General features: G+C 39.1%; 11 protein-coding genes. 5 read left to right on the forward strand and 6 right to left on the reverse strand.

The annotated features are described in order from the left end of the window. The first annotated feature begins 816 nt into the window (after positions 1–816). Both AW17_RS10730 and AW17_RS10735 read left to right on the forward strand, forming a co-directional pair. Positions 817–3,621 carry a TolB-like translocation protein gene (locus AW17_RS10730; protein WP_029276235.1) on the forward strand — a complete coding sequence of 935 codons (2,805 nt, stop codon included), beginning with the start codon at positions 817–819 and terminating at the stop codon, positions 3,619–3,621. 4 nt (positions 3,622–3,625) lie between these two features. After that, on the forward strand, positions 3,626–3,904 hold the full coding sequence (locus AW17_RS10735) for a LapA family protein (RefSeq protein ID WP_029276236.1): 279 nt from the start codon (positions 3,626–3,628) through the stop codon (positions 3,902–3,904). Positions 3,905–4,226: 322 nt separating this feature from the next. Here the strand turns inward: AW17_RS10735 and AW17_RS10740 are convergent, their stop codons facing one another. The 3 genes from AW17_RS10740 to AW17_RS10750 form a co-directional block, all read right to left on the reverse strand. Continuing rightward, positions 4,227–4,523 carry a hypothetical protein gene (locus AW17_RS10740; RefSeq protein WP_029276237.1) on the reverse strand — a complete coding sequence of 99 codons (297 nt, stop codon included), beginning with the start codon at positions 4,521–4,523 and terminating at the stop codon, positions 4,227–4,229. A gap of 163 nt (positions 4,524–4,686) precedes the next feature. Continuing rightward, positions 4,687–5,409, reverse strand: a complete 723-nt coding sequence (locus AW17_RS10745) for a pirin family protein (protein WP_029276239.1) — start codon at positions 5,407–5,409, stop codon at positions 4,687–4,689. 108 nt (positions 5,410–5,517) lie between these two features. Then, positions 5,518–6,198: a DNA alkylation repair protein gene (locus AW17_RS10750; RefSeq protein ID WP_029276241.1), complete on the reverse strand. Its 681-nt coding sequence runs from the start codon at positions 6,196–6,198 to the stop codon at positions 5,518–5,520. 208 nt (positions 6,199–6,406) lie between these two features. Between AW17_RS10750 and AW17_RS10755 the strand changes: the two genes are divergently transcribed. Next, entirely contained in the window at positions 6,407–7,663 is a 1,257-nt protein-coding gene (locus tag AW17_RS10755; RefSeq protein ID WP_029276243.1) for a hypothetical protein, read from the forward strand. Positions 7,664–7,980: 317 nt separating this feature from the next. On the opposite strand, the gene AW17_RS10760 is transcribed toward AW17_RS10755, so the two are convergent. The 3 genes from AW17_RS10760 to ispE form a co-directional block, all read right to left on the reverse strand. Next, positions 7,981–9,147, reverse strand: a complete 1,167-nt coding sequence (locus AW17_RS10760; protein ID WP_029276245.1) for a trans-sulfuration enzyme family protein — start codon at positions 9,145–9,147, stop codon at positions 7,981–7,983. 136 nt (positions 9,148–9,283) lie between these two features. After that, positions 9,284–9,709: an OsmC family protein gene (locus AW17_RS10765; RefSeq protein WP_029276247.1), complete on the reverse strand. Its 426-nt coding sequence runs from the start codon at positions 9,707–9,709 to the stop codon at positions 9,284–9,286. A gap of 72 nt (positions 9,710–9,781) precedes the next feature. Continuing rightward, a complete protein-coding gene (gene ispE / locus AW17_RS10770; protein ID WP_029276249.1) occupies positions 9,782–10,585 on the reverse strand; it encodes a 4-(cytidine 5'-diphospho)-2-C-methyl-D-erythritol kinase in 804 nt (267 codons plus the stop codon). A 488-nt stretch (positions 10,586–11,073) separates the two neighbouring features. On the opposite strand from ispE, the gene AW17_RS10775 reads away from it, so the two are divergent. Further along, positions 11,074–11,868 (forward strand): thymidylate synthase, encoded by a 795-nt coding sequence (locus AW17_RS10775; protein ID WP_029276251.1) that lies wholly within the window; start codon positions 11,074–11,076, stop codon positions 11,866–11,868. Between the two features lie 268 nt (positions 11,869–12,136). Further along, positions 12,137–12,640 carry a dihydrofolate reductase gene (locus tag AW17_RS10780; RefSeq protein WP_029276253.1) on the forward strand — a complete coding sequence of 168 codons (504 nt, stop codon included), beginning with the start codon at positions 12,137–12,139 and terminating at the stop codon, positions 12,638–12,640. Positions 12,641–12,816 lie beyond the last annotated feature (176 nt).

Genomic DNA, 12,816 nt, shown 5'->3' on the forward strand with positions numbered 1-12,816 from the left:
GAATATCGTCAGGAAATTGCATTATAAGGCGGTATTATTACAAAATTAGGGGTTCAAAACCGCGAAAAAATATACAATTTCCACTGCTGAGATCAAATTTATAGCAAGAAATCGAGGTTAAAAACCAGACTTGAAGCTGGATTAAACCCACAATTTATGGGAACATTACTGGCATTTCAACTCATCATATTTATCAAAAACTGATTAACAAAAGATAAGAGTAAGAAGAAACATCTTCAAAATACTCCTCAAGCAATCGCTAAAAAACAAAGACATTTTGTCACACGATTATAATCTCAAATATTAATAGGGATTTTGAATAACCAATTTACGCCATGCATTTCGTTTCAAAACGTTACAGACAGAACGCGATTTCTAAGCAGATTTTCGCATGCTGAAGGTCAATTTTCAAGCAGATAATCCTGATCGAAATCCTAGTAATTCTTCCACCATTTAAAGTCAAAAAGCATCGATGAGAATTACAAAATCCAGTTGCATTTTAAGCCGTTTCCTGAGCCTGACCGAATTCTAAAAAACCATAAGAAAATTAAAAAAGGCAAAAAAATTTCCGAAGAAAATCGATTAATAAGTGTAAATTAAATCAATAAAGTTAATGCGATTAAAAATATTGAGTGAAGCCCAAATCAACAATAAAATTCACTAAAAAACAAAGGCAAAATCAACAAATTAAGGATTTAAATAAAATTCATTAATATTTAAAAATCAATAACTTAAACAATTTTACATAAATTAAATATCCACAAAAATTAACACTTGCAAATTTTAAAAAACTAAATATTTTAGCAAAGAATATAGATGAATTTAAACAAATACAACAAAAGACTAATTATCAAGTATTTAAGTGCAATTACTTTAAGCTTCACGTCACTATCGGTTTTTGGGCAGATTTTCAGCACTGCACAAAACCCACTTAGTGTAAAATGGAACTATATTTATTCAGGTGGCTTTAAAATCATCTATCCGCAAGAACTGGAGAAAGAGGCACAAAGAATGGCCAATACCCTACCCTTTATCTACCCCAAAATAGGACTGGGTTTAAGGCAGCAAAAAACCGCTATTCCACTCCTACTCCAGAACCGCGGAACCGTAGCAAATGGCTTTGTTCAGCTCGCGCCCAAGAAGTCTGAATTCTATGCCACCCCACCTCAGTTTTTCGACAGTCAGGATTGGCTAAACAACCTGGCAGTGCACGAACTTAGGCACATTGCACAGTTTGACAAATTGACAGGAACGCAAGCACATCCCTTCCCCGAACTGGTTTACTTCGCTTACTTTGGCGCAGGTATCCCCACCTGGTTTTTCGAGGGCGATGCGGTGGTTAACGAAACTGCTTTGACTAATTCGGGCAGGGGCAGACAGCCCAACTGGATCATGCCATACCGGGCTTCAATTTTGGAGGGCAAAAAAATCTCTTACAGTAAAGCTTATTTCGGGTCGAACAAAGACGTTACTCCCGGCTACTATCAAACCGGATATTTGATGGTATCGGATATGAAAGAAAAATATGGACAGTTCATTTCCGACAGCATACTTAGCGACATTAGAAAAAGACCGGTAAGGCTGTACCCCTTTTCACAGAGCTTAAAAAAATTCACAAAGCAAAGCTCCAGAACCTACTTTGTTTCTACCCAAAACAAGCTTGCTGAAAAATGGAAAATACAGCAAGAAAAATCCGTTACGGAAAGCTATGAAAGTTTAAATAAAAAAGCTGATTTGGCAACCGATTATTTCCTTCCTGTTCGGCTAAATAAAACCCAGATTTTAGCCCTCAAAGAAAGCAAGACAGATGCACGATATTTTGTGATTATTAACGAGGATAAATCAGAGCAAAAATTATTCGGAATTGGCTACCAGGAACAACCTTGGTTTAGTCTAAAAAATGACCTTTTGGTTTGGGATGAAATACGTTACGATCCGCGCTACAAACAACGGAGTTACAGTGTAATCTGTTCCTACAATTTGAAGACAAAAAAAATCAACAAATTAAGCAGCAAAAGCAGGCTCTTCTCTCCCAGCCTTTCTAACGATGGAAAGAAAATCATCGCTTCAAAAGTGGAGCTGAACAATCAGTTCAATCTGGTTGAGTTGGATGCAGTCTCGGGAAAAATTTTAAAGACCTACCCTAACCTTGAAAACGAAATCCTGCAGATGCCTTCATTTGATCAATCAGGAAATAAGGTTACTTATGTCAGCGTAAATGAAAAAGGAAAAAGTTTATGGTTGATTGACGGAGAAAAAAAAACGCAATTGATTTCTAACAGCCGACAACAGTTAAGCCGACCGATCTTTATCAACGACAAAATTGTTTTCAATGCGCACTTTAATGGGATCGATAATATCTACAGTATAGATCCCGGTTCGAAAAAAATAAATGCGCTCAGCGCATCCGAGTATGGGGCCTTTAACCCTAGCGAAACCGCCGATGGAAAAATCATTTTTAACAATTATAAAATCAATGGTTATGAAATTGCAGAGACCGCATTAACCGAAAAACCAGTTGGAGAAAATAACTTTGTAGATTTCTCGGCTGCTGCAGAAAAGCAGGAAAACGTTGGGAATGTTTTCGACAAGATTCCCGATAGCACCTACCAAGCCAAGCGTTATCATCAGGCCTTAAATCTTTTCAGTTTCCACAGCATTATTCCGGTTATCGACAACGAATATGTTTTCGGTCTGGAGTTACAATCAAACAATCTGCTCAACACGATGGACTTTTATACGGGTGCAAAATACCACCGCGATCTAAAACATTTTGAGTATACAGCAGACATTAGCTATAAGGCGCTTTATCCTGTATTTAGTATATTGTACCGCAACCGCCCGAAAAGAACGTTCTACAGAGCTAAAAACGCGGTACAACAAGGCGACTGGAGAGAGAACTACATCAAGCTTAATGCATCGGTTCCGCTATCGTTCAACATGCGCAATGAGAACTATGCTTTTACCTTAAATGCGGCAACTAGTTTTACGCAAAGGTACATGCCGGAAAACATGCCTACTGGTTTTATACGCGAGCTTAAATTTCCGATGGAATACAATTTTACTTTTAACCACAGTATGCGCACTACCGAAAGAGATATTGCACCCAAATGGGCGCAAGTGTTCAGGGCAACTTATAATCACCAACCCTTCGATAAAAACTTAAAAGGAGAAATTTTAGCACTCGAAAGTTTCCTTTACTTTCCTGGCTTTGCTAAAAACCATTCCTTTTTAGCGAGCTTCAATTATCAGAAAGCAAGCGGCGTAAACCAATACGCCACTGAGATTGCAACCGTTTATGGCTACAACAATATTTTAGCGAAAAGTAAACTGCAAAACAGTCTGCTTTTTAACTATCGTTTTCCCCTTGCTTTTCCCGATTGGGAGTTGGGTCCTTTCGCTTATGTCAGAAATTTTAGGGCAGGTTTATTTTGCCATTATGAGAACATTGGCAAGGGCACAACGTTTAACGATCCGAAAACTTATGGCGTAGAATTAAATACCAGTGTAAACCTTTTGCGCTATCAACCTGTTGTAGATTTAGGAGCGAGATTGGTTTTTGTTAATCAGATTTACAATCAAAATCCGATATTAGAGTTTTCATTTAATTATAGCTTTTAAAACCATGAGTGCAAAAACAATCTCCATCATTATCCTGACTGCATTACTTACCATATTTTTAATGGTGAATACCGAACCTGTTGATTTCGATTTCCTGGTTACCACACTTCCGGTATCTAAACTTCTGGTTATCGGTATTTGCATCATCATCGGTTTTATCATTGGCTTTGTTGTGGGCCGTCCGCGGAAAACATTGAGCAGTTATGATGATGAGATCGAAAGGAATCAGCCAGTTTCGAATAAAAAAGAATTGAGTGATGAGGATCGGGATTATATTAGCTAGAGCCGAATCCTATGATTTGTGTTTCGCAGACCATCAAGTTTTTTTTAAATTGAAATAATTTCTTACAAATATTCTGAAAAGCAAAGCCTGCAGTTCGTTTAACTGTTAATCGGGCTTTCCGCTAAATCTTTTAAAATACTGCTGTCATGCTGAGGCACGAAGCATCTCTTTCATCGCTTACAGATGCTTCGTACCTCAGCATGACAGTGAAACGGAAGTAGGTGCTAATTTTAAAAGGATACTGCTGCAATCCCGTTTAGGTGGCTTGAGCAATTGCTACTATTTAAGCATCCATAGCAAAGAGTATAAAATCTTTCTTTCGCTAATTGAGTGCCGACATAATTTCTCCGTAAAGTAAACCACTTCCCCCACCATAATGCTGGATAATTTTCAGCCCCGGCCTTAAGGCGAGAAGTTTATTTTTCATTTCAATTTCTGATTCGTGATCAATTCCATTTCCAAGTAAAACCAAGTCAATGTGTTGTTCTTTGCAAATGGAAATGGCTTCTTCATTTTTGCAAACACACAAACCTTTCCATTCGGGCCTGGCATTTAACAGGCGGTTCATTACTGCAGTAATTTCTGTATCCCGGCCAATATAAAGTATAGTAGTTTGCATATTTCTTTAAATAAATAAGAGGCTGTATCATAAGTTCTGATTCATTCGAACTTGTCACGTTGAGCTTGTCGAAATGCTTTGAAGGGCATTTAAACAGGTCCTTCGACAGGCTCAGGATGACAATTCTATTTTTATGATACAACCTCTTGGTTAAAATTATTTTTTAATTCAGTTCCATCGGAACATCCATTAATAAAACCTCTGCATCTGCAGTATTGGCTTTAAAACTAATGCTGTCAGTATCCCAAACGCCTAATCCATCTCTTTTGCTCAACACTTGTCCGTTTATGGTTACTTCGCCATTGATTACGAAAGCATAAACACCGTTTCCAGCTTTTTTGATTTTGTATTCCGTTTCAAAACCTTCATCAAACTTACCTAACGAGAACCAGGCATCCTGATGAATCCAAACACCGGCATCATCAGCATTTGGTGATAAAATCTGCTGGAAGTTATTGTGCCTTGCTGCAACATCTAACGTTTGCTGATCGTAACGTGGCGTAACATTTTTCTTGTTAGGGAACAACCAGATCTGCAATAAATTTAACTGCTCATCTGCATTTGCGTTAAACTCGCTATGGCTAACACCTGTTCCGGCACTCATTACCTGAATTTCTCCATTTTTAATTACGGCCGAATTGCCCATACTATCTTTGTGAGCAATTGCACCAGCCAATGGAATGGTAATAATTTCCATGTTATCGTGTGGGTGCGAGCCAAAGCCCATTCCACCATCAATACTGTCGTCATTTAAAACCCTTAAAACTCCGAAATGCATCCTTTCTGGATTGTAGTAATTAGCAAAACTGAATGAATGGTGTGCATCTAACCAACCATGATTAGCATGACCGCGGGTGTTTTCTTTGTGCAAAATAAACTGTGACATAAATTTCCTTTCTTGTTTATGATACAAATTTACAGCAGCGATGTTTACCAAACATTGATGTAGGGTAAGAAAGTAGTCGGGAGTCCAGAGCCCTAAGTCTTGAGTCAATCACCGATTGTGCCTTGCCATTACGGCATCGCTGTTAAGCTCCCTTAACGCATCTAATGCTACCCAATTTGCTTTTTTATTGTTTTGTGCAAGGATATTTTTTGCGGTTTGAATGGCATGCTTATGCAGAAAAACATTTCGCTTGCCAATTTGCCTCAATGCCCAGTTGATTGCCTTTTTAACAAAATTTCGGTTATCGTAAGCTTCTCTTTCGATGATCGGAAGAAAACTCAGAAAAGTTTCGTCAGGTTCTTTCTTGAGGTGCACGGCTGCCTCAGCCATCAGTACAAAACCAGTACGTTTCACAAATTCTGCTTCGGCCTGGGCAAACTCAAAGGCCTTCGACTTAAAATAAGGCGTTTTAACGAAAAGATTTCCGCAAGCCTGATCACATATATCCCAGGAACTAAAATCATTCGTCCACGCATTTATTTGCGTTTCTGACACCTGTTTATAATCGCCGATAATGGTTGCTAAAAGACAGGCCTCATGAAATCCAGTCTCCCAAAGCAATAAAGACAGTTCCTGATTCTTGCCAATTTGCCTGGCCAGTTTTCTGATATTCGGCAAACGGATACCAAAAGCTTTAGAAATATCGATCCCAAAATGAGCCATCCTTTTTAAATATTCAGGTTCACTGATGGATTTTAATTCGGAAAGGACAAAATCTAGATCATTCATTAGACGAATTTAGTTTTTTTGAAAGACTTTCGAAGTTTAGGCATCGCGCAGGCTTTTGAAACTTCGGAAGTCTAAAAAAGGCTGCCGTAAACGATGCCTCATACTGCACTATAACATAACCAATCCTTAACACTGTTTCGATTTTAAGTTTACATCGATCTTTTAAACTTGTTTAAATTTAACCATAACAATCAACCTTTTAAAACCCATGCAAAAAAACATCATCTGGATGCTATTAGCGTCTTGCCTATTCACATTTTCCTGCAAAAAGAACAAATTATCTGAAGAGGAGGCCAGCACAACAAACCAAAAGAAAAATATGCTAATGGCTAACACTACAGTAGCCAGCGCTGCCGCAAGCGTAAATGCCTATTCAAACACATCGGCCTACATCAGCGCTGGTTTTTCATTTTTAAATCCAACACAAATTGATAAAAACCGCCAGGCTATTGGCGGCAGTGCTTACACCGAGGTATATGGCTTTAATGTCCCAGAAGAAAACAGGGTAAGGGGTATTAGATGGAATGAAGATGATGAAACCACATCCATATGGCGGCCACAGGGAATTGCCGGTTTCTCCAGAAATGGTGTACGCTATTTATTGGTAAGCTGGTATGCCAAAGATGCTGCAGAGAGCAAAGGATCTAGAATCACACTGATTGATATAAGCCCAAGTTCGAGTACTTATTTAACGTACAGGCACATTTTACTGGTACAGCCCACCCTTCCAACCGGCACACTTGATTATACGCAATATGGTACTTATGCGCCCTTAAACGTACATGCCGGTGGTGTAGCTTACTTTAATGGTAAAGTTTATTTAAGTAGTACAAGTTTAGGATTAAGGGTTTTTGATTTAGACAAAATTATTGAAGTAACTACAGGAACAGGCACTGATGATAAGTGTGGCAAAGATGCCAGTGGAAATCTTTACGCTTTTAATTACAGATACATCCTTCCACAAATAGGTTATTATAAAATTAACGATGCAAGTCCTTTTTCAACCGTACAGGTAAATTTCGAAAACAATCAATTATGGACAGGACAATATTATGCCGGAAGCGCAGATGCATCAATTGTACCTAAAATATTCGGGTTCCCGATAAACACATCGGGAGAATTGCAGAATTCGGGCATACAGACAGTGGTTCCAAAAAACAGCCTGTTTACTTCAGATCATGCACATGGCATACAGGGCGTTTTTAGAAAAGGGAATAGGACCTGGCTTTCTTGCACCGGATCGCCTAGCGAATCGTACGGATCAACCGCCCGCTTAGCAAGGTATACAGATGGTGATACGAATACTGTTCGATACAGGTGGCCATACGGCGCTGAATCGTTATATCTTGAAGCCCAATACGGGTATTTATGGAGCTTAACTGAATTTGAACCCAATGCCGGAGCTCAAAATGGCAGTCAGGTTAACCGCTGTATATTTGCTGTAGATTTTTCAAAATACGAATAGTTACAACCTAACTTCGATTATTAGTTTTTGCTTTTTGGTGTTTTAACTATTTTTTTTCTAAAACGATCGTCACCCTGACCTGTAGCGCAGCGAAAAGCTACGCAGTAAATTTATTTCAGGGTCTTTCTAACCTGAAGCTTTACTAATTATTATTTTTCAATAATAATTATTGGTTCAGAAACACAAGAGGCTGTATCATATTTATAAATTCTATCCGAATTTGTCACGTTGAGCTTGTCGAAACGCTTTAGCAAGTCCTTCGACAGGCTCAGGATGACAATTATTTATGATACAGCCTATTTCTATTTATGCCTTTATTAAGCCAATGCCTGTTCAATATCAGCTAAAATATCATTGATATGCTCCAAACCAATTGATAAACGGATGGAACCTTGCTCAATACCAACTTCGTTACGTTGTTCTTCGGTAAGTTTGCTGTGTGTACTGGTAGCAGGATGTGTTGCAATTGAGCGGGTATCAGCCAAATTTGCTGAGATAGAGAACATTTGCAAACCATCCATAAATTTACGTGCAGCATCAATACCGCCTTCAACCACAATGGTTACAATACCACCACCCTGTTTCATTTGCTTTTTGGCAATATCGTACTGCGGGTGCGATGGTAAAAACGGATATTTAACCAGTTTAATTTTCGGGTGTTTTTCTAAATATTCTGCAACTTTTAAAGCATTTTCGCAATGGCGATCCATACGGATGGCCAGCGTTTCTAAACTCTTAGATAAAATCCATGCATTAAAAGGCGATAATGCTGGCCCACTGTGACGGGCAAAAGCAATCACATCTGCAATTAAATCTTTGGTTCCTAAAATAACGCCGCCCAATACTCTTCCTTGTCCATCAATATATTTGGTAGCCGAGTGGATCGAAATATGTGCACCATACTTAATCGGCTGTTGCAGATATGGTGTGGCAAAACAATTATCAATAACCAGTAATACCTTGTGTTTTTTAGCCAGATCGCCCAAAAATTCCAAATCGATAATATCGATGCCAGGATTAGATGGCGTTTCTACAAAAATCATTTTGGTATTGGGTTTAATCAAAGCTTCCCAATCCTGTGGTTTATCCAGATCGGCATAATCGAAAGTTACGCCCCAGTTAGAAAAAACATTGGTTAATAATTGATGTGTAGAACCAAAAACCGATCTGCTCGAAACCAAGTGGTCGCCATTTTTTAAAAATGCACCAAATGTGGTAAAAATCGCAGCCATTCCTGTTGCGGTGGCAAAACCATCTTCGGCACCTTCCAACAGGCACATTTTTTCGATAAACTCTGATGTATTTGGATTTGAATAACGGCTATATACATTCCCTTCCTTTTCGTTAGCAAACAAAGCACGCATTTCTTCCGCATCTTCAAACTTATAACTCGAAGTAAGGTAAATTGGCGATGAATGCTCTTTGTGTAAACTGCGTTCGGTTTGAGTGCGTATGGCTATGGTTTCAAAATTTTCGGATTTCATTATTTAATAGTATCAAGATTTGAGTGTCAAGGGATGGGTATCAAGATTTGAGTATTAAGTATCAGGATGTGGTATGAGAATAAAGTCGTCATCATAAATTTTAAGATTTGCTTCTCGATACTTGCTACTTGTTACTTTATACTTCTCTTTTGTTTATTTTATAAGTAAAATTAATCGTTGCAGAGCGGCCTAAAATATTCGATACAGAGCAATATTTATCGAAAGTCATGGCTAAAGCACGCTCAACTTTTTGAATGCTTAAATCGCCAAATAAATCGAAGTGAATATCGATTACATCAAAAATCGGTGGCATTTCTTCCTCTTTTCTGGTGGCATTTATAGCGATTTTAATATCATCAAGTGGTTCCTTCTGCTTGGTTAATACATTTACCATATCAATGCCGCTGCAGCCACCCAATCCAATCAGTAACATCTCCATCGGTCTGAAACCTTTTCCTTCGCCACCAATGGCAGCTTTTGCGTCCAACTCTACAGTAAAACCGCTCTCGTTTTCTGCTTCAAAATTAAATTTACCGCTCTTGCGGATTAGATTTATGTTCATCTTGTTAGTATCCAGTAGCAAGTATCAAGTATTTAGACCATACGCCTCCTACCTTCCAACCTTCTACCTCTTTTAAATATTATAATAAACTAAGTTATTTTTTTCCAGTTCTGGCAACTTAACCGGATGGTTAAAAAGTGCAAAAACCGACGAACCGCTACCACTCATTAAAGCGAATGTTGCGCCTGCATCGTATAAACTGGTTTTTATTTGACGAATTTGGGGATACTTTGCGAATACCGATAGTTCGAAATCGTTGATAACCTTATTTTTCCATGTTGTTGGATGCAAATGTATAATTTCTTTTAACGATTGCAAAGGTTTTTGCGGTTTTACATGTGCATAAGCATCAGCCGTACTTACATGTACAGGTGGTTTTACCAAAACTTTAAACCAGGCTGACAAATCTATTTCACACTTTTCAAATTCATCACCTTTATTAAATGCATAAACGGGTTTGTTCTCAATAAAAAAAGCACAGTCTGCCCCTAGCTGGCGGGCATAACCTTCCATCTTATCAACAGACATCCCCAAAGTGAATTTCTCATTTAATAATTTGATCAGGAAAGCACAATCTGCCGATCCGCCACCCAAACCTGCACCAACTGGAATGTTTTTCAATAAATTGATCTGCTGCGCCGGAATATCATAATCCCTTTTTACCAATTGATAAGCTTTAAAACACAGGTTATCGTTCGGGTCGCCAGGAATATCAATCCCATGAATTTTGCACGAAGTTACCTCTGCATCGGTAATTTCGACCGAATCTTTAATATTGATCGGATAAAAAACGGTTTCGAGGTTGTGGTAACCATCAGTACGTTTTTCGGTGATATTTAAGCCTAGATTTATTTTTGCGTTGGGAAAAGATAGCATGATAGTCCTGAGTCGTGAGTCTTAAGTCGTGAGTCCATGGTGCCGAAACCATTGGGCGGTTCTAACTGCAAACATACAAAAGTGTTTTTTATGGGGTCGTGTTTCTTTACATTTTATATAGTCAGGTTGTTTGGAGCGCAATTGTAGTGGTTCTACGCTTACCTTGTTCCCGTGTTGCGCTTTTACGCTTTCCCGAAAGTTCGGGATTCCTCCTCGCTGCAGGGTAACACTGCACCCGGGGCTAAGGGGCCAGTTGCTACTTCTATCGGGGTTGATGAAGAAACCGTAAATTACAAACCTGATTGTAGTGGAAAGCCCACAGCGCAGCGAGGACTTGAAATGAAAAGCAGGACAGGTGGCCGCCATTGGCACAGCACATTCATTTCCAAAAAACAATTATCAGCACAATGTTAGTAAGTGGACAGTGTGTATAAAAATGATTCTCAACACCTGATAAATTTTAGATATTTGTAAATTATCAGAACAATATGAAACAATATTTAGATTTAATGCAACATGTGCTTGATCATGGCGCTCAAAAGCACGACCGTACCGGCACCGGAACAATAAGCGTTTTTGGTTACCAGATGCGCTTTAACCTTCAGGAAGGTTTCCCGATGGTGACAACAAAGAAATTGCACTTAAAATCTATTATTCACGAACTGATCTGGTTTTTAACCGGCGATACCAATATTAAATACTTAAAAGATAATGGTGTACGCATTTGGGACGAATGGGCTGACGAAAACGGCAACCTGGGACCGGTTTATGGTTCGCAGTGGAGAAGCTGGCCAACACCAGATGGGCAGCACATCGATCAGATCACCAATATCATCAATACGATAAAGAACAATCCCGATTCGCGCAGGATTATTGTTTCTGCATGGAACGTTGCTGAAATCGAAAATATGGCCCTACCTCCTTGTCACGCTTTTTTTCAATTCTACGTGGCCGATGGGAAATTAAGCTGCCAGTTATATCAGCGCAGTGCCGATATTTTCCTGGGCGTTCCTTTTAATATTGCATCTTACGCTTTATTAACCATGATGGTAGCACAGGTGTGCGGTTTAAAAGCCGGAGATTTTATCCACACCCTAGGCGATGCACATTTATACAATAACCATATTGAACAGGCCAACCTACAATTAAGCCGCGAGCCTAAAGCATTGCCAACCATGAAAATCAATCCTGACGTAAAAAGCATCTTTGATTTCAAATTTGAGGACTTTACCCTGGAGAATTACGAAGCGCACCCGCATATTAAGGGGATAGTGGCGGTGTAGTTTGTTTATTTAACCGGAGCTTCGAATTAAAATTTAAACTGGATAGATTGCTTCACTCTTGCTCACGGCCAAACGCTTCGGTTCGCAATGACGCTCCGTTTGTCGTCATTGCGAGGAGGAACGACGAAGCAATCTCATTCAGCTATTGACACAAGTTGATCCAAGATTAAGATAAGTAGCCTACATACGATATTATGAAAAGGGCTCTAATGCTTCAAAACAATGAACTTATGAAAGCTTTAGCAAAATGCCAATAAACAATTGACCAATGACCAATGAACCCAAAAACCTTTCCATTGCCGTAGCTATTGGCGAAAATTTTGCAATAGGCAAAAACAACCAACTTTTATGGCACATGCCAGCCGATTTAAAGTTCTTTAAACAAACCACTTCGGGGCACACGGTTGTGATGGGCCGCAAAACTTTCGATTCTGTAGGTAGACCGCTGCCTAACCGCAGGAATATTGTAATTACCAGAGATCCCAGTTTAAAAATCGATGGTGTTGAAGTGGTAAATAGTTTAGATGAAGCTTTAGCAATTACCAAAACAGAAGAAAAACCGGTATTTATTGTGGGTGGTGCTGAAATTTACAGACAGGCTTTGCCTATAACCACCACGCTTTATTTAACCACCATCCACCACAATTTTGATGCAGACACTTTTTTCCCTGAAATTGACCGGAATGAATGGAAAGTAATCAGCAGTGAAACCCATAAAGCCGACGAAAAGAACAAATACGATTATACTTTTGAGGTTTTAGAGCGAATTTAAGTCGTTAGTCGTCATTGCGAGAAGGCGTTTTCAGCTAACGAAGCAATCTTAATGTTTCGCAGGCAGCGATCGTTGTAAGATTGCTTCGTCGTTCCTCCTCGCAATGACGAAATTTCCAAAGAACTACTAGCCCCTGCCACGGGACTATCGGGGCCGAAGAAACACAGCTATTGCTT

It is taken from the genome of Pedobacter borealis DSM 19626 (assembly GCF_000708285.2).
GTDB classification, from domain to species: domain Bacteria; phylum Bacteroidota; class Bacteroidia; order Sphingobacteriales; family Sphingobacteriaceae; genus Pedobacter; species Pedobacter borealis.